General features: G+C 69.7%; 16 protein-coding genes. 11 read left to right on the top strand and 5 right to left on the bottom strand.

The annotated features are described in order from the left end of the window. Window positions 1-13: 13 nt before the first annotated feature. The 11 genes from uvrC to pgi all read left to right on the top strand — a co-directional run bounded on the left by uvrC (window position 14) and on the right by pgi (window position 14,020). Entirely contained in the window at window positions 14-1,987 is a 1,974-nt protein-coding gene (uvrC, locus tag ABD858_RS07490; RefSeq protein WP_345035375.1) for an excinuclease ABC subunit UvrC, read from the top strand. Further along, entirely contained in the window at window positions 1,980-2,915 is a 936-nt protein-coding gene (gene rapZ / locus ABD858_RS07485) for an RNase adapter RapZ (protein WP_345035373.1), read from the top strand. The genes uvrC and rapZ overlap by 8 nt, the downstream gene beginning before the upstream one ends. Continuing rightward, complete coding sequence (locus tag ABD858_RS07480; protein WP_345035372.1) at window positions 2,912-3,997, top strand: gluconeogenesis factor YvcK family protein; 1,086 nt, start codon at window positions 2,912-2,914, stop codon at window positions 3,995-3,997. The genes rapZ and ABD858_RS07480 overlap by 4 nt, the downstream gene beginning before the upstream one ends. Then, complete coding sequence (gene whiA / locus ABD858_RS07475) at window positions 3,988-4,977, top strand: DNA-binding protein WhiA (protein ID WP_345035371.1); 990 nt, start codon at window positions 3,988-3,990, stop codon at window positions 4,975-4,977. The genes ABD858_RS07480 and whiA overlap by 10 nt, the downstream gene beginning before the upstream one ends. 155 nt (window positions 4,978-5,132) lie before the next feature. Beyond that, complete coding sequence (locus tag ABD858_RS07470) at window positions 5,133-8,090, top strand: M14 family metallopeptidase (RefSeq protein WP_345035369.1); 2,958 nt, start codon at window positions 5,133-5,135, stop codon at window positions 8,088-8,090. 184 nt (window positions 8,091-8,274) lie between these two features. Next, window positions 8,275-9,282, top strand: coding sequence for a type I glyceraldehyde-3-phosphate dehydrogenase (gene gap, locus ABD858_RS07465; protein ID WP_345035368.1), 1,008 nt, complete (start codon window positions 8,275-8,277; stop codon window positions 9,280-9,282). A 113-nt stretch (window positions 9,283-9,395) separates the two neighbouring features. Next, a complete protein-coding gene (locus ABD858_RS07460) occupies window positions 9,396-10,607 on the top strand; it encodes a phosphoglycerate kinase (protein ID WP_345035367.1) in 1,212 nt (403 codons plus the stop codon). A 7-nt stretch (window positions 10,608-10,614) separates the two neighbouring features. Beyond that, entirely contained in the window at window positions 10,615-11,391 is a 777-nt protein-coding gene (gene tpiA / locus ABD858_RS07455) for a triose-phosphate isomerase (protein WP_345035365.1), read from the top strand. Between the two features lie 139 nt (window positions 11,392-11,530). Further along, window positions 11,531-11,767: a preprotein translocase subunit SecG gene (secG, locus tag ABD858_RS07450; RefSeq protein WP_345035364.1), complete on the top strand. Its 237-nt coding sequence runs from the start codon at window positions 11,531-11,533 to the stop codon at window positions 11,765-11,767. A gap of 145 nt (window positions 11,768-11,912) precedes the next feature. Then, window positions 11,913-12,248, top strand: a complete 336-nt coding sequence (locus tag ABD858_RS07445; RefSeq protein WP_003957010.1) for an RNA polymerase-binding protein RbpA — start codon at window positions 11,913-11,915, stop codon at window positions 12,246-12,248. A 119-nt stretch (window positions 12,249-12,367) separates the two neighbouring features. Continuing rightward, window positions 12,368-14,020, top strand: a complete 1,653-nt coding sequence (gene pgi / locus ABD858_RS07440) for a glucose-6-phosphate isomerase (protein WP_345044326.1) — start codon at window positions 12,368-12,370, stop codon at window positions 14,018-14,020. Between the two features lie 138 nt (window positions 14,021-14,158). Here pgi and pgl read toward each other — a convergent pair whose 3' ends face one another. The 5 genes from pgl to tkt are packed head-to-tail and all read right to left on the bottom strand — an operon-like array spanning window position 14,159 to window position 20,767. Beyond that, window positions 14,159-14,944, bottom strand: coding sequence for a 6-phosphogluconolactonase (gene pgl, locus ABD858_RS07435; protein WP_345035362.1), 786 nt, complete (start codon window positions 14,942-14,944; stop codon window positions 14,159-14,161). Continuing rightward, window positions 14,941-15,990: a glucose-6-phosphate dehydrogenase assembly protein OpcA gene (gene opcA, locus ABD858_RS07430; RefSeq protein WP_345035361.1), complete on the bottom strand. Its 1,050-nt coding sequence runs from the start codon at window positions 15,988-15,990 to the stop codon at window positions 14,941-14,943. Before opcA ends, pgl begins: the two co-directional genes overlap by 4 nt. Then, entirely contained in the window at window positions 15,987-17,510 is a 1,524-nt protein-coding gene (gene zwf, locus ABD858_RS07425; protein ID WP_345035359.1) for a glucose-6-phosphate dehydrogenase, read from the bottom strand. Before zwf ends, opcA begins: the two co-directional genes overlap by 4 nt. Before the next feature lie 4 nt (window positions 17,511-17,514). Continuing rightward, on the bottom strand, window positions 17,515-18,657 hold the full coding sequence (tal, locus tag ABD858_RS07420; RefSeq protein WP_345035358.1) for a transaldolase: 1,143 nt from the start codon (window positions 18,655-18,657) through the stop codon (window positions 17,515-17,517). A gap of 34 nt (window positions 18,658-18,691) precedes the next feature. Further along, the gene (gene tkt / locus ABD858_RS07415) at window positions 18,692-20,767 is read right to left on the bottom strand and encodes a transketolase (RefSeq protein ID WP_345035357.1); all 2,076 of its coding nucleotides are present in this window, start codon (window positions 20,765-20,767) and stop codon (window positions 18,692-18,694) included. Window positions 20,768-20,982: the final 215 nt, after the last annotated feature.

The raw sequence follows: 20,982 nt of genomic DNA, 5'->3' as shown, positions 1-20,982 counted from the left end.
TAGGGTGTGGAGCATGGCAGACCCCTCCAGCTACCGCCCCAAGCCGGGACAGATCCCCGACTCGCCGGGGGTCTACAAATTCCGCGACGAACACCGTCGTGTGATCTACGTCGGGAAGGCGAAGAGCCTGCGCCAGCGGCTCGCCAACTACTTCCAGGACCTGGCGAACCTGCACCCGCGCACCCGCACCATGGTGACCACGGCTGCCTCGGTGGAGTGGACCGTGGTCTCCACGGAGGTGGAGGCGCTTCAGCTGGAGTACTCCTGGATCAAGGAGTTCGACCCCCGCTTCAACGTCAAGTACCGCGACGACAAGAGCTATCCGTATCTCGCGGTCACCGTCGGCGAGGAGTTCCCGAGGGTCCAGGTGATGCGCGGGGCCAAGAAGAAGGGCGTGCGCTACTTCGGTCCGTACGCCCATGCCTGGGCGATCCGCGAGACCGTCGACCTGATGCTCCGTGTCTTCCCGGTACGGACCTGCTCGGCCGGGGTCTTCAAGCGCTCCGCCCAGATCGGCCGGCCCTGCCTGCTGGGCTACATCGGCAAGTGCTCCGCGCCCTGCGTCGGCCGGGTCACGGCGGAGGAGCATCGCGAACTGGCCGCGGACTTCTGCGACTTCATGGCCGGCCGCACCGGCACGTATCTGCGCCGCCTGGAGCAGCAGATGAGGGACGCGGCCGAGGAGATGGAGTACGAGCGAGCGGCCCGGCTCCGCGACGACATCGAGGCGCTGCGCCGCGCGATGGAGAAGAACGCCGTCGTCCTCGCCGACGCCACCGACGCCGATCTGATCGCCGTCGCCGAGGACGAACTGGAAGCCGCGGTGCAGATCTTCCATGTCCGCGGCGGCCGGGTGCGCGGCCAGCGCGGCTGGGTCACCGACAAGGTGGAGGCCGTCGACACGGCCGGACTGGTCGAGCACGCGCTCCAGCAGTTGTACGGCGAGGAGAGCGGCGACGCGGTCCCCAAGGAGGTGCTGGTCCCCGCCCTCCCGGAGGACCCCGAGGCCGTCGGCCAGTGGCTCACCGGGCGGCGCGGCTCGAACGTCTCGCTGCGCATACCGCAGCGCGGCGACAAGAAGGACCTGATGGCGACGGTCCAGCGCAATGCCCAGCAGGCGCTCGCCCTGCACAAGACCAGGCGCGCCTCCGATCTGACCACCCGCTCCCGCGCCCTGGAGGAGATCGCCGAGGCGCTGGAGCTGGACAGTGCGCCGCTGCGCATCGAGTGCTTCGACATCTCGCATCTCCAGGGCGAGGACGTGGTGGCGTCGATGGTGGTCTTCGAGGACGGCCTGGCCCGCAAGGGCGAGTACCGGCGGTTCCAGATCAAAAGCTTCGAGGGGCAGGACGACGTCCGGTCCATGCACGAAGTGATCACCCGCCGCTTCAAGCGCTATCTGCAGGAGAAGCAGAAGACCGGGGAGTGGTCCGACGACGAGGCGGTCACCGAGGAGGACGGCCGTCCCAAGCGCTTCGCGTACCCGCCGCAGCTCGTCGTCGTCGACGGCGGGCAGCCGCAGGTCGCGGCCGCCCAGCGGGCGCTGGACGAGCTCGGTGTCGACGATGTCGCCGTCTGCGGCCTCGCCAAGCGGCTGGAGGAGGTCTGGCTGCCGGGCGAGGACGATCCGGTGGTGCTGCCCCGCTCCAGTGAGGGGCTGTATCTCCTCCAGCGAGTGCGTGACGAGGCCCACCGCTTTGCGATCACGTACCAGCGCAGCAAGCGCACCAAACGCCTCAAGGCGGGTCCCCTGGATGTCGTCCCCGGTCTCGGTGACTCCCGCAAACAGGCGCTCATCAAGCATTTCGGTTCGGTGAAGAAGCTTCGGTCGGCCACAATCGACCAGATCTGCGAGGTTCCCGGGATAGGCCGCAGGACGGCCGAGACGATTGCCGCGGCCCTCGCATCGGCGGCTCCGGCCGCACCCGCCGTGAACACGGCGACAGGAGAGATCATGGAAGACGACGGGGGCAGCACGAATGACTGAGTACGACCGAGACGGAGCACACGTGAATACGGGCACGCCGATCGAGCCCGGAGAGGCCGCGGAGGCGGCCATCCCCGAGCTCGTGATCATCTCCGGCATGTCGGGGGCGGGCCGCAGCACGGCCGCCAAGTGCCTCGAGGACCTCGGCTGGTTCGTCGTCGACAACCTGCCGCCCGCGCTGATCCCCACCATGGTGGAGCTCGGCGCCCGCTCCCAGGGCAATGTGGCCCGTATCGCCGTCGTCGTCGACGTCCGCGGCCGCCGCTTCTTCGACAACCTTCGCGAATCCCTGGCCGACCTGGACGCACGGCAGGTCACCCGGCGCATCGTCTTCCTGGAGTCCTCCGACGAGGCGCTGGTCCGCCGCTTCGAGTCGGTCCGCCGCCCGCACCCGCTGCAGGGCGACGGCCGGATCGTCGACGGCATCGCGGCCGAGCGGGATCTGCTGCGCGAGCTGCGCGGCGACGCCGACCTGGTGATCGACACCTCCAGCCTCAACGTCCACGAGCTGCGCGCCAAGATGGACGCCCAGTTCGCCGGGGACGAGGAGCCGGAGCTGCGGGCCACCGTCATGTCGTTCGGCTACAAGTACGGTCTGCCGGTCGACGCCGACCTGGTGGTGGACTGCCGCTTCCTGCCCAACCCGCACTGGGTCCCGGAGCTGCGCCCCTTCACCGGCATGAACGAAGAGGTCTCCGGCTATGTCTTCAGCCAGCCGGGCGCCAAGGAGTTCCTCGACCGGTACGCCGAACTGCTCCAGCTCGTCGCCACCGGCTACCGCCGCGAGGGCAAGCGCTATGTGACCATTGCCGTCGGCTGCACCGGCGGCAAGCACCGCAGCGTCGCCATGTCCGAGAAGCTGGCGGCACGCCTGGCCTCCGAGGGCATCGAGACGGTCGTCGTGCACCGTGACATGGGGCGCGAGTGACCGGACGTACTCTCCGGCTGCGGCGGCTGCGCCGGACCGTCCCCGAGCGTGCCGGAGTCACCGCGCGGCCCATCCGCAGGCGCGGCGCTCAGCCCAAGGTCGTCGCGCTCGGCGGCGGCATGGGCCTGTCCGCCTCGCTGGCCGCCCTCCGCCGCATCACCGGAGACCTCACGGCGGTGGTCACCGTGGCCGACGACGGGGGCTCCAGCGGCCGGCTGCGCGAGGAGCTGGGTGTCCTGCCGCCCGGCGATCTCCGCAAGGCGCTGGCCGCGCTGTGCGGCGACGACGACTGGGGGCAGACCTGGGCCCGGGTCATCCAGCACCGGTTCCAGTCCAAGGGCGAGATGCACGGCCACGCGGTCGGCAATCTGCTCATCGTGGCCCTGTGGGAGCAGCTGGGCGACCCCGTGCAGGCCCTGGACCTGGTCGGCAGGCTGCTGGGAGCGCAGGGCCGGGTGCTTCCCATGTCCGCGGTGCCGCTGGAGCTCCAGGCGCTGGTACGCGGCCACGACCCGGCGCGCCCCGACGAGGTGGACACGGTGCGCGGCCAGGCCACTGTGGCGCTCACCCCCGGCGAGGTGCAGTCCGTGCACCTGGTGCCGCACGACCCGCCCGCGGTGCCCGAGGCCGTCGCGGCGGTCCTCGACGCCGACTGGGTGGTGCTCGGTCCCGGCTCCTGGTTCTCCTCGGTGATTCCGCATCTGCTGGTGCCGGAACTGCTGGACGCGCTCATGGAGACCAAGGCGCGCCGGGTGCTCTCGCTCAATCTCGCACCGCAGCCCGGGGAAACCGAGGGCTTCTCCCCGCAGCGTCATTTGGAGGTTTTGGCCCGACACGCCCCTAAACTCGCCCTGGACGTGGTGCTGGCCGACGCGGCCGCGGTGCCCGACCGGCAGTCTCTCTCCGATGCCGCCGCGCGGCTCGGTGCGGCGGTCGAGCTCGCGCCGGTGGCCTCGGCGGATGGGGGCACCTCCCAGGCCGAAGGCTCTGGGGGAGGCTCTCCGAAGCATGATCCGGAGCTGCTGGCCGCCGCGTACGACCGTATTTTTCGGATGCATGGAAGGATCGGCCCATGGCGATGACGCCAGCGGTGAAGGACGAGATCTCGCACCTTCCGGTCACCCGCACCTGCTGCAGGAAGGCAGAGGTCTCGGCGATCCTGCGGTTCGCGGGCGGTCTGCACCTGGTGAGCGGCCGGATCGTGATCGAGGCGGAGCTGGACACCAGCTTCGCCGCGCGCCGTCTCAAGAAGGACATTCTGGAGATCTTCGGTCACCCCTCGGAGCTGGTGGTGATGGCTCCGGGCGGGCTGCGGCGCGGTTCGCGCTATCTCGTACGGGTCGTGGGGGGCGGCGATCAGCTGGCCCGCCAGACCGGCCTGGTCGACGGCCGGGGCCGCCCCATCCGCGGGCTGCCCCCGCAGGTCGTCTCCGGTGCCACCTGCGATGCCGAGGCGGCCTGGCGCGGCGCCTTTCTCGCCCACGGCTCGCTGACCGAGCCCGGCCGCTCCTCCTCGCTGGAGGTGACCTGCCCGGGTCCGGAGGCCGCCCTCGCCCTGGTCGGTGCCGCCCGTCGGCTGTCGATCGCGGCGAAGGCCCGCGAGGTGCGCGGCGTGGACCGGGTGGTGGTACGGGACGGTGACGCGATCGGCGCGCTGCTGACCCGGCTCGGTGCGCACGACTCGGTGCTGGCCTGGGAGGAGCGGCGGATGCGCCGTGAGGTCCGCGCCACCGCCAACCGGCTCGCCAACTTCGACGACGCCAATCTGCGCCGCTCGGCGCGGGCCGCGGTCGCCGCGGGTGCCCGGGTCCAGCGCGCTCTGGAGATCCTCGGTGACGAGGTTCCCGAGCACCTGGCCGCCGCGGGTCGGCTGCGCATGGAGCACAAGCAGGCCTCGCTGGAGGAGCTGGGCGCGCTCGCCGATCCGCCGCTGACCAAGGACGCCGTCGCGGGCCGTATCCGTCGGTTGCTGGCGATGGCCGACAAGCGCGCCGCCGACCTGGGCATTCCCGGGACCGAGTCCAGCCTCACCGAGGAGATGGCCGACGGCCTGGTCGGCTGAACGTGACGTTCCAGGTCAACTGGCCGCTGCCGGTGCCCTGTCGGGGTGCCGGCAGCGGCTTTTACGCAGTCTGTCACGACCCTTGACTTGATCACGGGTTTGTCATGAGCCTGGCGTCGGTTCACTCATGTGGCAGCCAACAGCAAGGGGGGCTTATGAGGCGCAGGGCGAGATCGATGCTCGCAGCGGCTTCACTGCTGATAGCGGGTCTGGCGGCGGCACCCGTCGCCCAGGCGCAGGACGGCCGGGCATCCGACGCGGGCGCCGACGCCGTGAAGGTCTACAACTCCGATGTCACCAAGGAGCAGATCCCGCTGCTCCTCGCGACCGGCCAGGACGCGCACGAACTGGGCGAGCGCGCGCCCGACAAGGGCACCGCGAAGGTCGAGCTCTTCCTCACCGACGCCGAGGCGGCCGGTCTGAAGGCGAAGGGCATCGAACTCACCGAGCGCAAGGTCTCGGCTCGGACGCAGCGAGGGCTGGCCGCCGCTGGGGACGGCGTCTTCCGCCCGTACAGCGGAAAGGGCAACATCCAGGAAGAGATCATCGCGACCCAAAAGGCCCACCCGGGCCTCACCAAGGTCGTCTCGATCGGCAAGACGCTCCAGGGTCAGGACATCCTCGCCCTCAAGCTCACCAAGGGCGCCAAGGCCTCGGAGGACGGCTCCAAGCCCGCCGTGCTGTACATGGCCAACCAGCACGCCCGCGAGTGGATCACGCCCGAGATGACAAGGCGGTTGCTCCACTACTACCTCGACAACTACGGCAAGGATCCGCGCATCACCAGGATCGTGGACTCCACCGAGCTGTGGTTCGTGATCTCCGCCAACCCGGACGGCTACGACTTCACCCACAACTCCGACGGCCAGCGGCTGTGGCGCAAGAACATGCGCGACAACAACGGCGACGGCGCCTACACCGCCGGCGACGGCGTCGACCTCAACCGCAACTTCGCCTACAAGTGGGGCTACGACAACGAGGGTTCGTCCGCGAACCCGGCGAGCCAGACCTTCCGTGGCGCAGGCCCCAACTCCGAGCCGGAGACCGTCGCCCTGGACCGCTTCGAGAAGCGGATCGGCTTCGAGTACGGCGTCAACTACCACTCCGCCGCCGAGCTGCTCCTCTACGGCGTGGGATGGCAGGTCGCCACCCCGACCCCCGACGACGTCCTCTACAAGGCCCTCGCCGGTACGCCCGAGAACTCCGCCGTCCCCGGCTACTACCCCCAGGTCTCCTCCGAGCTCTACACCACCAACGGCGAGGCCGACGGACACGCGGCGAACGTCAACGGGATGATGATGTTCACCCCGGAGATGACCACCTGCCAGACGGCCTCCGACATCGACCCGAACGACGCCTGGCGTGCCGAGGACTGCCAGTCCGGGTTCAACTTCCCGGACGACGAGAAGCTGATCCAGCAGGAGTTCGCCAAGAACATCCCGTTCGCGCTCGCGGTCGCCGAGACCGCCGCCCACCCCGACCAGCCCTCGTCCTCGGTCGGCCTGACCGCCCCCGACTTCACCCCCGACACCTTCACCACCTCCTACGCCCGCGGCGGCGACCAGGAGGTGTCCGTCGTCGCCCGCAAGTCGCTGCGCGACAAGGAGCTGAACTACCGCATCAACGGAGGCCGCACGCACAAGGAGGACCTCGAAGCCTGGAAGGGCGGCAAGTTCTACGGCGGCAAGGACAACATCCGCTTCGACGCCTACCGGGCCGAGGTCGAGGACGCGGAACCGGGTGACCGGGTCGAGGTCTGGTTCACCGCCCGTACGAAGGACGGCCGGCGCACCTCCAGTGAGCCCTTCACCTATACCGTCGCCGAGCGCGCCAAGGCCAACACGCTGGTGATCGCCGAGGAGGGGGCCGCCGCCCAGAACGCCCAGCTGTACGCCGACGCCCTGAAGGCCAACGGCCGCAGTGCGGTCGTGTGGGACGTCGCCACCCAGGGCGTACCGCACGCGCTGGGGGTCCTCAGCCACTTCTCCACCGTCGTGCACTACGCCGGGACCAGGACTCCCGGCGGCCCCACGCAGCTGGCGCTCCGCGATTTCCTCAACGAGGGCGGCAAGCTGATCGAGGCCGGCACCCGGGCCGGCGGCAACGTCCAGATCGGGCGTGCCGTGACGGACGACTTCAGCCAGTACTACCTGGGGGCGTACGGCCGTACGAACGCCAATGGCGCCACCGGGTTCAACGGCAGCGGGGCGCTCGCCGGCGCCATCGGAGGACTGAGCGGCGCCGGCGGCCCGCTGAACGCGGCCGGCGCGTACACGGTCACCTCGGACAGCCTGCCCGCGACGGAGTTCCCGCAGTTCAAGAGCGCCGAGGCGGGCCGGTACGCCGGAGTCGTCAATCCGTACGCCCCGTACGCCGGCCAGTGGATGGCCGCCGCCACGCACACCGACAACGACTGGAAGCGGCTGACCCGCACCGTCGACCTGACGGGAGTCACTGCGGCCGACAAGCCCGAGCTGCGCTTCGCGATCAACTGGAACACCGAGCCCGGCTACGACCACGCCGTGCTGGAGGCGCACACCACCGGGGCCGAGGACTGGACCACGCTGCCCGAGGCCGGCGGTGCCACCAGGTCCGCGGTGCCCGAGGAGTGCGACGCCGGGTACTTCATCAACGGCCACCCGTTCCTGCGGCACTACCTGACCCTCGCCGCGGGCGGCTGCGTGGCCAACGGCACCAGCGGAGCCTGGAACAGCTTCACCGGCTCCTCCGCCGGCTGGAAGCAGGTCGCCTTCGACCTCAGTGGCTACGCGGGCAAGAAGGTCGACCTGTCCCTGAGCTACATCACCGACCCCGGCTCCGGCGGCCGCGGTGTGTTCGCGGACAACGCCGCCCTGTTCGTCGGCGGGACGGAGAAGGAGCCGGCATCCGCAGGGGACTTTGAGACCTCCCTCGGCGCCTGGACCGTGCAGGGCGCGCCGGCCGGCAGCCCGGCAGTCGACGGGGACTGGGCCCGCACGGGTGAGCTCTTCAAGTCGTACGCGTCGGTCACCACCCGCGACACCGTGCTGCTGGGCTTCGGGCTCGAGCACCTCGTGAACCCGGACGAGCGCACGCGGCTCGTCGGAAAGGCGCTCGCCGCCCTGCGTCGTTGACGCCGACAGTCACAGGATCGCGGCGGTCCGTGCCCCTAACCGGGGGGTATGGGCCGCCGCGCCACATATAGGGCCGCTCGATGCCACTCCTGGGCTTTCGGGGAGGTAGGGTCGGAGACGGTCGGGGACATCTCATGCAGCTAGCCGGCGTCGAAAACCGGCTTACCAACGAGGAGATCGGTTCGTGACGATCCGCGTAGGCATCAACGGCTTTGGCCGCATCGGTCGTAACTACTTCCGCGCGCTGCTGGAGCAGGGTGCGGACATCGAGATCGTGGCTGTCAACGACCTGGGCGACACCGCGACCACGGCCCACCTGCTGAAGTACGACACGATCCTGGGCCGCCTGAAGGCCGAGGTCACGCACACCGCCGACACCATCACCGTCGACGGCCGCACCATCAAGGTTCTCTCCGAGCGCGACCCGGCCGACATTCCGTGGGGCGAGCTGGGCGTCGACATCGTCGTCGAGTCGACCGGCATCTTCACCAAGAAGGCCGACGCCGCCAAGCATCTCGCCGGTGGCGCCAAGAAGGTCCTCATCTCGGCTCCGGCCAAGGACGAGGACATCACCATCGTGATGGGCGTCAACCAGGACAAGTACGACCCGGCGAACCACCACGTCATCTCCAACGCCTCCTGCACCACCAACTGTGTGGCACCGATGGCCAAGGTTCTCGACGAGAACTTCGGCATCACCAAGGGTCTGATGACCACGGTCCACGCGTACACCAACGACCAGCGCATCCTCGACTTCCCGCACAAGGACCTGCGCCGCGCCCGTGCCGCCGCGGAGAACATCATCCCCACCACCACCGGTGCCGCCAAGGCCACCGCCCTGGTCCTGCCGCAGCTCAAGGGCAAGCTGGACGGCATCGCCATGCGCGTTCCGGTCCCGACCGGCTCGGTCACCGACCTGGTCGTCGAACTCGGCCGCGAGGTCACCAAGGAAGAGGTCAACGCCGCCTTCCAGAAGGCCGCAGAGGGGGAGTTGAAGGGCATCCTCGACTACACCGAGGACCCGATCGTCTCCTCCGACATCGTCAACGCCCCGGCGTCCTGCACTTTCGACTCCTCCCTGACCATGGTCCAGGAGGGCAAGAACGTGAAGGTCATCGGTTGGTACGACAATGAGTGGGGTTACTCCAACCGCCTCGTCGACCTGACCGTCTTCGTCGGCGGCCGGCTCTGATCTCTCGCCGCTAGGCACTTGGATGGAAGCACAGGGCTCGGGCAGCGCAGTGCCGCGCTGGACGAGCCCTGTGGCTTGTGTTGAATCCCGTTGACGCAAGGAGTCAGCAACAGATGAAGACGATCGACGAACTGATCGCCGACGGCGTGGCGGGCAAGCGGGTGTTCGTCCGCGCCGACCTCAATGTGCCGCTCGAGGGCACCACCATCACCGACGACGGCCGCATCCGCGCCGTCCGGCCGACCATCGCGAAGCTCGCCGAGGCCGGCGCCCGCGTGGTCGTCGCCTCCCACCTGGGCCGCCCCAAGGGCGCCCCGGACCCGGCCTTCTCGCTCGCCCCGGCCGCCGCGCGGCTCGGTGAACTCCTCGGCAAGGACGTCGCCTTCGCCACCGACACGGTCGGTGAGTCCGCCCGGGCCGTCGTCGCGGACCTGGCCGACGGCCAGGTCGCCGTGCTCGAGAACCTCCGCTTCAACCCGGGCGAGACCAGCAAGGACGACGCCGAGCGCGCCGCCTTCGCCGACGAGCTCGCCGCCCTCGCCGACCTGTACGTCGGCGACGGCTTCGGTGCCGTGCACCGCAAGCACGCCTCGGTCTTCGACCTGCCGGCCCGCCTGCCGCACGCGGCCGGCCAGCTGATCGTCACCGAGGTCGGCGTTCTGAAGAAGCTCACCGAGGACGTCGCGCGGCCGTACGTCGTCGTGCTCGGCGGCTCCAAGGTCTCCGACAAGCTCGCGGTCATCGACCAGCTGCTGGAGAAGGCCGACCGCATCCTCATCGGCGGCGGCATGGCGTACACCTTCCTCAAGGCCAAGGGCCACGAGGTCGGCAAGTCGCTGCTCCAGGAGGAGCTGATCCCGACCTGCCTGGAGTACCTGGCGCGGGCCGAGAAGCGCGGCGTGGAGTTCGTCCTGCCCCTGGACGTCCTGGTCTCCCCGGACTTCCCGGACCTGAAGACCAAGGCCCCGGCCAACCCGACCACCGTCTCGGCCGACGCCATCCCGGCCGACGAGGAGGCCATGGACATCGGCCCGAAGACGCGTGAGCTGTACGCGTCGAAGTTCACCGACGCGGCCACCGTCTTCTGGAACGGCCCGATGGGCGTCTTCGAGCACCCGGACTTCGCCGGCGGCACCGCCGCTGTCGCCCAGGGGCTCATCGACAGCCCGGCCTTCACCGTCGTCGGCGGTGGCGACTCGGCCGCGGCCGTGCGCATCCTCGGCTTCGACGAGAACAAGTTCGGACACATCTCGACCGGTGGCGGTGCCAGCCTCGAGTACCTCGAGGGCAAGACGCTTCCCGGCCTCGCCGCACTGGAGGACTGACCCCCTTATGACCACGCGTACCCCGCTGATGGCGGGCAACTGGAAGATGAACCTCAACCACCTCGAGGCCATCGCGCACGTCCAGAAGCTCGCCTTCGCTCTGTCGGACAAGGACTACGACGCCGTCGAGGTCGCCGTCCTGCCGCCCTTCACCGACCTGCGGTCCGTGCAGACCCTGGTCGACGCCGACAAGCTCAAGATCAAGTACGGCGCCCAGGACGTCTCGGCGCACGACTCCGGCGCGTACACCGGCGAGATCTCGGGCCCGATGCTGGCCAAGCTGCACTGTACGTATGTGACCGTCGGCCACAGCGAGCGCCGTCAGTACCACGGCGAGACGGACGAGATCTGCAACGCCAAGATCAAGGCCGCCTACCGGTACGGGCTCACCCCGATCCTGTGCGTCGGCGAGGCCCTGGACATCCGCAAGGCGGGCGACCAGGTGGCCCACACCCTCGCGCAGATCGACGGCGGCCTGAAGGACATCCCGGCCGAGCAGGCCGAGTCCGTGGTGATCGCGTACGAGCCGGTGTGGGCCATCGGCACCGGCGAGGTCGCCACCCCCGAGGACGCCCAGGAGGTCTGCGGGGCGATCCGCGGCCGTCTGGCGGAGCTGTACTCGCAGGAGCTGGCCGAGAAGGTCCGCATCCAGTACGGCGGCTCCGTGAAGGCCGGCAACATCGCCGCGATCATGGCGCAGCCGGACGTGGACGGCGCCCTGGTGGGCGGCGCCGCGCTGGACGCCGAGGAGTTCGTGAAGATCGTCCGCTTCCGCGACCAGTGAGTATGCGGTAGGGCGGATCCGTCGTACCCTTGCGGGGGTCGGCAGGCTCACACAGTCCATGGGCGGCTCCGCCGCAGGGCGAGCCTCCGGCCCCCGTCTTTCGTCTCAGTCCGATCAGTCCGAGGAAGTTGGTCCAGCCGTGATTATGGGGTTCTCGATCGCCCTGATCGTCTTCAGCCTGCTGCTGATGCTGCTGGTGCTGATGCACAAGGGGAAGGGCGGCGGTCTCTCCGACATGTTCGGCGGCGGCATGCAGTCGTCGGTCGGCGGCTCCTCGGTCGCCGAGCGCAACCTCGACCGCATCACCGTCGTGATCGGTTTGCTGTGGTTCGCGTGCATTGTCGTTCTCGGTGTGCTGGTGAAGCTGAAGAGCTGACCCTTCGTCCCATGCGGCGGCGGCATCGCCGCCTATCATGGGTCTTGCGTCTCGGGGTGGGGGTGTAACTCCAATCACTGGACGCGCGTTGGGCCTTACATAGACTGGGCTACTTCGCAGCACCATCACGCAGGGAGTTACGACCGTGGCAAGTGGCAACGCGATCCGGGGAAGCCGGGTCGGAGCGGGGCCGATGGGTGAGGCCGAGCGCGGCGAGTCCGCGCCGCGCCTCCGCATCTCCTTCTGGTGCTCGAACGGGCACGAGACGCAGCCGAGCTTCGCCAGTGACGCGCAGGTTCCGGACACCTGGGACTGCCCGCGGTGCGGTTTCCCGGCCGGACAGGACCGGGACAATCCGCCGGACCCGCCGCGCACCGAGCCGTACAAGACGCATCTCGCGTATGTACGGGAGCGGCGCAGCGACGCGGATGGCGAGGCCATCCTCGCCGAGGCGCTCGCGAAACTGCGGGGCGAGATCTGAGAGTTGCGACCGGCCGGGCACCTTCGGGTGTCCGGCCGGACCGTTTTGGCCGGATCAACTAAGTTGGAGGGGCAGCGGGGCACGTACGCAGGTGAGGAAGAAGTGGGCTGATGTCCGAAATGAACGCAGAAGGCCGAGCCAGACTCAACCAGTTGCCCGAGTGGACCGCGTTGGGCAAGCACCGGGAGCAGTTGGCCGACACACATCTGCGGGAGCTGTTCGCGGCGGACCCGGACCGGGGCACCGGGTACACCCTCCGGGTCGGTGACCTCCACCTCGACTACTCCAAGCACCTGGTGACGGACGAGACGCTGCGGCTGCTGCGCGACCTTGCCCAGGTCACCGGGGTGGCGGAGCTGCGCGACGCGATGTTCCGCGGCGAGAAGATCAACACCACCGAGGACCGGGCCGTACTGCACACCGCGCTGCGCGCCCCTCGCGATGCCGTCGTCGAGGTCGACGGCGAGAACGTGGTGCCCGGTGTGCACGCGGTACTCGACAGGATGGCCGCGTTCTCCGACCGGATCAGGTCGGGGGAGTGGACCGGCCACACCGACAAGCGGATCAGGAACATCGTCAACATCGGCATCGGCGGCTCCGATCTCGGCCCCGCGATGGCGTACGAGGCACTGCGCTCCTGCACCGACCGCGATCTGACGTTCCGTTTCGTGTCGAACGTCGACGGAGCCGATCTGCACGAGGCGCTGTGGGACCTGGACCCGGCCGAGACGCTGTTCATCGTCGCGTCCAAGACCTTCACCACGATCGAGACCATCACCAACGCCACCTCCGCCCGCGACTGGCTGCTCACCGGGCTAGGGGCCGGCCCGGAGGCCGTCGCCAAGCACTTCGCCGCCCTGTCCACGCACGCGGACCTGGTCGCGGAGTTCGGCATCGACACCGCCAACATGTTCGAGTTCTGGGACTGGGTCGGCGGCCGCTACTCGTACGACTCGGCCATCGGCCTCTCCCTGATGATCGCCATCGGCCCCGACCGCTTCCGGGAGATGCTCGACGGCTTCCACCTGGTCGACGAACACTTCCGCACCGCGGCGCCCGAGGCCAACGCTCCGCTGCTGCTCGGCCTGTTGGGCATCTGGTACGGGGCGTTCTTCGGCGCCCAGTCCCACGCGGTGCTGCCCTACAGCCACTACCTCTCCAAGTTCACGGCGTATCTCCAGCAGCTGGACATGGAGTCCAACGGCAAGTCCGTGGACCGCGAGGGCAGGCCGGTCGACTGGCAGACCGGCCCGGTCGTCTGGGGCACGCCGGGCACCAACGGCCAACATGCCTACTACCAGTTGATCCACCAGGGCACCAAGGTCATCCCGGCCGACTTCATCGGCTTCGCCCGGCCCGCGCCCGGTCTGCTGCCCGGCCTGGTCGCCCAGCACGACCTGCTGATGGCCAACTTCTTCGCCCAGACCCAGGCGCTGGCCTTCGGCAGGACGCCGGAGGAGGTACGGGCCGAGGGCGTCCCGGAGGCGCTGGTGCCGCACAAGACCTTCCAGGGCAACCACCCGACGACCACGATCCTGGCGGAGGAGCTCACCCCCTCGGTGCTCGGCCAGCTGATCGCCCTCTACGAGCACAAGGTCTTCGTCCAGGGCGCTGTCTGGAACATCGACTCCTTCGACCAGTGGGGCGTCGAACTCGGCAAGGTCCTGGCGAAGCGGATCGAGCCGGTCCTGACGAAGGGTGAGGCCGGGGAGGACCTCGACAGCTCTACGGCGACGCTGTCCGCGAAGTACCGCGCGTTGCGAGGCCGCTGACCCTCTCGGGCCCGGCCCGGTGCCACCGCCCTCCGCCCGGTCGACCGGAGTGCCCGCCCTGCGGAGGACGGACGCACCGCGCACGGTACGCCGACGGCCCGGTCCGCTGGGGCGGACCGGGCCGTGGGGGACGCGAGGTCAGGGCGACGCCGGCGGGTACAGGGCGCGGGGCAGCTGGGCGGCGGCTGCCGCGTCCAGGAGCCAGAGGGTGCGGCTGTGGCCGCGTGCGCCGGCTGCCGGGGCCTGGATCTCCCCGGCGCCGGACAGGACCAGGGCCGCCGCCTTCGCCTTGTCCTCGCCCGCCGCGAGCAGCCAGACCTCACGCGCCGCGCGGATGGCGGGCAGGGTCAGGGAGATGCGGGTGGGCGGGGGCTTGGGCGCCCCATGGACGCCGACGACCATGCGCTCGGTTTCGTGGACCGCGGGGTGCTCGGGGAAGAGCGAGGCCACATGCGTGTCCGGGCCGACGCCCAGCATCAGCACGTCGAAGGTCGGCACGGGGCCGTGGTCCTCGGGCCGGCGGGCAGCCGTGGCGAGTTCCTCGGCGTACGCGGCCGCGGCGGCCTCGACGTCGTTGCCGTACGGGCCGTCGGAGGCGGGCATCGCGTGCACCCGCTCCGGGTTCAGCGGCACCGCGTCCAGCAGCGCCTTCCGGGCCTGGGTGACGTTGCGCTCCGGATCGCCCTCGGGCAGGAAGCGTTCGTCGCCCCACCACAGGTCGAGCCGGGACCAGTCGATCGCGTCCCTGGCCGCGGAGGCGGCCAGGGCACCGAGCAGGGCGTTGCCGTTGCGTCCGCCGGTGAGCACGACCGAGGCGGAGCCACGGGTGGCCTGGGCGTCCACGATCTTCGTGATCAGCCGGGCCGCCGCGGCCTGCGCCATGAGCTCCTTGTCACGGTGGACGACGAGCTGGGGTGCGCTCACTTGGCCGCCGCCTTCTTGGCTGCGGCCTTCTTCGCCGGAGCGGGAGCCTCCTCGGCGGCCTGACCGGCGGCCTGACCGGCGGCCGGGGTCGCCTCGGGCCCGGCCTGCGGCTCCGGTACCTGCTCGTTCAGCCGCTCCACGCCGAACTTCAGCGCGGAAGCGTAGATGTCGTCCGGGTCGAGCCGGCGCAGCTCCTCCGCGATCAGCTCGGCGGTCTCGCGCCGCTTGAGCGCCACCGCCCGGTCCGGCTGGCCCCGCATGGAGAGCGTGGCCAGCGAGCCGTCGGCACGGTCCAGCCCGATCGGTCCGCCGTCGGTGTCCAGCCGGACCGCGGTGAGGCCGGGCCCGCCCGAGACGGAGCGCTTGACCGGGACGTTCAGCCGGTCGGCGAGCCACATGGCGAGCAGCTCGCAGCTCGGGTTGGACTCCTCGCCCTCCACCTCGGCCGAGATGACCTTGCACACCGTCTGGTCGAGGGCGGCGGCGAGCATGGAGCGCCACGGGGTGATCCGGGTCCAGGCAAGGTCGGTGTCACCGGGGGTGTAGGTCTCGGCGCGGGCGCCGAGCTCCTTGACGGGCTGCTCGGACGCATACGTGTCCGTGACCCGGCGCTGGGCGAGCGCGCCCAGCGGGTCGGCGGCCGGGTCGAGCGGCGCGTTCACCGGCCACCACACCACGGTGGGCGCGTCGGGCAGCAGCAGCGGCAGCACCACCGAGTCGGCGTGGTTGACCACCTCGCCGTAGAGCCGCAGGACAACCGTCTCTCCGGTGCCCGCGTCCGCGCCGACGCGCACCAGCGCGTCCAGCCGGGACTTGGTCCGTCCGCGCCCGGACTTGCCGACCCGCTTGATGACGACGAGGGTGCGCGAGGGGTGCTCGCGCGAGGCGTCGTCGGCGGCCTTCAGCGCGTCATAGGCGTTCTCCTCGTCGGTGACGATGACGAGGGTGAGCACCATGCCGACGGCAGGGGTGCCGATGGCCCGGCGCCCCTTCACCAGCGCTTTGTTGATCTTGCTGGCATTGGTGTCCGACAGGTCGATCTTCATGGCCGACGCCAGCTCCGTCCGTCTCGTGCGAGCATTTCGTCCGCCTCGGCAGGCCCCCAGGTACCGGCCCGGTAGGCCGCGGGCTTGCCGTGCCTGTCCCAGTGCTCCTCGATGGGGTCGAGGATCATCCAGGACAGCTCGACCTCCTCCACACGGGGGAAGAGGTTGGCGTCACCGAGCAGCACATCCAGGATCAGCCGCTCGTATGCCTCAGGGCTGGACTCGGTGAAGGACTCGCCGTAGGCGAAGTCCATGGACACGTCCCGCACCTCCATCGAGGTGCCCGGAACCTTCGAGCCGAAGCGGACCGTCACGCCCTCGTCCGGCTGGACCCGGATGACCAGGGCGTTCTGGCCCAGCTCCTCCGTGGCCGTATGGTCGAAGGGGGAGTGCGGGGCGCGCTGGAACACCACGGCGATCTCGGTGACCCGGCGGCCGAGGCGCTTGCCGGTGCGGAGATAGAAGGGGACGCCCGCCCAGCGGCGGTTGTCGATGCCCAGCTTGATCGCGGCATAGGTGTCGGTCTTCGACTTGGGGTCGATGCCGTCCTCCTGGAGGTAGCCGACGGCCTTCTCGCCGCCCTGCCAGCCCTCCGCGTACTGCGCGCGAACCGTGTCCTTGCCGAGGTCCTTGGGCAGCCGGACGGCACCCAGCACCTTGGTCTTCTCCGCGGCGAGTGCGTCGGCGTCGAAGGAGGCGGGCTCCTCCATGGCGGTCAGCGCCAGCAGCTGGAGCAGATGGTTCTGGATGACGTCGCGGGCGGCGCCGATGCCGTCGTAGTAGCCGGCCCGGCCGCCGATGCCGATGTCCTCGGCCATGGTGATCTGGACGTGGTCGACGTACGACCGGTTCCAGAGCGGCTCGTACATCTGGTTGGCGAAGCGCAGCGCCAGGATGTTCTGGACGGTCTCCTTGCCCAGGTAGTGGTCGATCCGGAAGACCTGGTCGGGCGTGAAGACCTCGTGGACGATCCCGTTGAGCTCCTTGGCGGAGGCCAGGTCGTGACCGAACGGCTTCTCGATGACGGCGCGCCGCCAGGAGCCGCCCTTCTGGTCGGCCAGCCCGTGCTTCTTCAGCTGCTGCACGACGACGGGGAAGAATTTCGGCGGCACGGAGAGATAGAACGCGAAGTTGCCGCCGGTTCCCTGAGCCTGGTCGAGCTCCTCCATCGTCTTCTTCAGCGTCTCGAAGGCATCGTCGTCGCCGAAGTCGCCCTGGACGAAACGCATCCCCTGGCTGAGCTGCTGCCAGACCTCCTCACGGAAGGGGGTGCGGGCATGCTCCTTGACGGCCTCGTGGACCTCATGCGCGAAGTCCTCGTCCGCCCACTCGCGGCGGGCGAAGCCGACGAGCGAGAAGCCCGGCGGCAGCAGGCCGCGGTTGGCCAGGTCGTAGACGGCCGGCATCAGCTTCTTACGGGACAGATCGCCGGTGACGCCGAAGATGACCAGGCCCGACGGCCCCGCGATGCGCGGGAGCCGTCGGTCCGCGGCGTCACGCAGCGGGTTGCTGCTTGACACTGTTTCAGCCCTCCGATGGGGCGAGGCGCTTGAGCTCCGCCTCCGTCGAGTTCAGCAGGTCGATCCAGGACGCCTCGAACTTCTCGACGCCCTCGTCCTCGAGCAGCTGCACCACGTCGTCGTACGAGATGCCCAGCTCCTCGACGGCGTCGAGCTCGGCGCGGGCCTGCTCGTAGGTGCCGGCGATGGTGTTGCCGGTGATCTCGCCATGGTCGGCGGTGGCGTCGAGGGTGGCCTCCGGCATGGTGTTCACCGTGCCCGGGGCGACCAGTTCGTCGACGTACAGGGTGTTCTTGTACGCCGGGTCCTTGACTCCGGTGGAGGCCCACAGCGGACGCTGCTTGTTGGCCTGCGCCTTGTCCAGGGCCGCCCAGCGGTCGCTACCCGGTGTCGATGTGTCGGCGGCGCCGAACACTTCTTCGTACGCCTGGTAGGCCAGACGGGCGTTGGCCAGGGCGGCCTTGCCGCGCAGCGCCTTCGCCTCGTCGGTGCCCAGCGCGTCCAGGCGCTTGTCGATCTCGGTGTCCACCCGGGACACGAAGAACGACGCCACCGAGTGGATCAGGGACAGGTCCAGTCCGCGCTCCCTGGCCTTCTCCAGGCCGGCCAGGTAGGCGTCCATGACCTCGCGGTAGCGCTCCAGCGAGAAGATCAGCGTGACATTGACGCTGATGCCGAGGCCGATGACCTCGGTGATCGCCGGAAGACCCGCCTTGGTGGCCGGGATCTTGATCAGCGTGTTCGGCCGGTCCACCAGCCAGGCCAGCTGCTTGGCCTCGGCGACGGTGGCCGCGGTGTTGTGGGCCAGACGCGGGTCGACCTCGATGGAGACCCGGCCGTCCTGGCCGCCCGTGGTGTCGAAGACCGGACGCAGGATGTCGGCGGCGTCCCTCACGTCAGCCGTCGTGATCATGCGGATGGCCTCGTCGACCGTCACCTTGCGCGCGGCGAGGTCGGCGAGCTGCTGCTCGTAGCCCTCACCGTGCGAGATGGCCTTCTGGAAGATCGACGGGTTGGTGGTGACGCCGACCACGTGCTGCTGGTCGGTCAGCTCGGCGAGGTTGCCGGAGGTGATCCGCCTGCGAGAGAGGTCGTCCAGCCAGATCGCGACGCCTTCGTCGGAGAGGCGCTTGAGTGCGTCTGTCATGAGAATTGCATCTCCTACTTGTCGTATACCGGCGTCAGCGCCCTGCGGCGGCAAGAGATTCCCGGGCGGCGTCGGCCACCGCGTCGGCAGTGAAGCCGAACTCACGGAAGAGAACCTTGCCGTCGGCCGAAGCGCCGAAGTGCTCCAGCGAAACGACACGTCCGGCCTCGCCGACGTAGCGGTACCAGGTCAGGCCGATACCGGCCTCGACCGCCACCCGGGCCTTCACGGACGGCGGCAGCACCGAGTCGCGGTACGCCTGGTCCTGCTCCTCGAACCACTCGACCGACGGCATCGACACCACGCGGGTCGGGATGCCCTCGGCCTGCAGCTGCTCACGCGCCGCCACGGCCAGCTGCACCTCGGAACCGGTGCCGATCAGGACGACCCGGGCGTCGCCGCCCTCCGCCTCGAACAGCACGTAGCCGCCGCGCGCCGCGTCCTCGTTCCACTCGTAGGTCGGCACACCCTGACGCGTCAGCGCAAGGCCGTGCGGGGCCTTCTTGTCGTGCCGCTTGAGGATCTCGCGCCAGGCGATCGCGGTCTCGTTGGCATCGGCCGGGCGCACGATGTTCAGGCCCGGGATGGCGCGCAGCGAGGCCAGGTGCTCGACCGGCTGGTGGGTCGGGCCGTCCTCGCCCAGACCGATGGAGTCGTGCGTCCACACGTACGTCACCGGCACCTGCATCAGCGCGGCCAGGCGCACCGGCGGACGCATGTAGTCGGAGAACACCAGGAAGGTGCCGCCGTAGATCCTGGTGTTGCCGTGCAGCGCGATGCCGTTCATCGTCGAGCCCATGGCGTGCTCACGGATGCCGTAGTGCACCGTGCGGCCGTACGGGTCGGCCTCCGGCAGCGGGTTGTCCGCCGGCAGGAAGGACGACGAGGCGTCGATGGTGGTGTTGTTCGAGCCCGCGAGGTCGGCGGAGCCGCCCCACAGTTCGGGGATGACCGAGCCCAGTGCCTGGAGCACCTTGCCGGACGCGGCACGGGTGGCGATGCCCTTGCCGGCCTCGAAGACCGGGAGCTTCTCCTCCCAGCCCGCGGGCAGCTCGCCGGCCTGGATACGGTCGAACTCGGCGGCACGCTCCGGGTTGGCGGTGCGCCACTCGTCGAACGCCTTGTTCCACTCGGAGCGCACGTCGTGGCCGCGGTCCAGGGCACGGCGGGTGTGCGCGATGACCTCGTCGGAGACCTCGAAGGTCTTCTCCGGGTCGAAGCCCAGGACGCGCTTGGTGGCCGCGACCTCCTCGTCGCCCAGCGCCGAGCCGTGCGCGGCCTCGGTGTTCTGCGCGTGCGGGGCGGGCCAGGCGATGATCGAGCGGGCCGCGATGAAGGACGGACGCCCGGTCTCCTCCTTGGCGGCCTGCAGCGCGTTGTACAGACCGACCGGGTCGAGGTCGCCGTTCGGCAGCTGGTCGACGCGCTGGACGTGCCAGCCGTAGGCCTCGTACCGTTTCATGACGTTTTCGGAGATCGCGGTCTCCGTGTCGCCCTCGATCGAGATGTGGTTGTCGTCCCACAGCAGGACCAGGTTGCCGAGCTTCTGGTGGCCCGCCAGCGAGGAGGCCTCTGCGGAGACGCCCTCCTGGAGGCAGCCGTCACCGGCGATCGCCCAGATGGTGTGATCGAAGGGGGAGGTGCCGGGGGCGGCCTCCGGGTCGTACAGACCGCGCTCGTAGCGGGCCGCCATGGCCATGCCCACGGCGTTGGCGATGCCCTGGCCCAGCGGACCGGTCGTGGTCTCGACACCCACGGTGTGGCCGTACTCCGGGTGGCCGGGGGTCTTCGAATCCCAGGTGCGGAACGCCTTCAGGTCGTCCAGCTCCAGGCCGTAGCCGGCGAGGTACAGCTGGATGTAGAGAGTCAGGCTGGAGTGGCCCGCGGACAGCACGAAACGGTCACGGCCCGCCCACTTCGCGTCGGCGGGGTCGTGCCGCATCAGCTTCTGGAACAGCACGTAGGCGGCCGGGGCCAGGCTCATCGCCGTACCCGGATGGCCGTTGCCGACCTTTTGTACGGCGTCCGCGGCCAGGATGCGGACGGTGTCGACGGCCCGCTGGTCCAATTGGGTCCACTCGAGGTCAGTGGTGGTCGGCTTGGTGCTCACCCTGGGTCAGGGCTCCTCTCCACATGTCGGATCCCGGTGACTGAGGGGTGTACCGGGCGTTGTCGAGCCTACCCTCGCAGCTACATGCCTTCTCCGAGTGTGAATCCAGAGTGTGGACAAGTGACTCACTTCGCCTCTCGGGCCACCCTCAACACGACTCGACCCCCGCGAAGAACGGTGTGCGGCCAACGTCTACAGTGGCGTGGTACGCGCAA

It is taken from the genome of Streptomyces sannanensis (assembly GCF_039536205.1).
In the GTDB taxonomy this organism is placed as follows: domain Bacteria; phylum Actinomycetota; class Actinomycetes; order Streptomycetales; family Streptomycetaceae; genus Streptomyces; species Streptomyces sannanensis.
The sequence above is the reverse complement of the archived record's forward strand: the minus strand, read 5'-3'. Positions and strand labels throughout refer to the sequence as shown.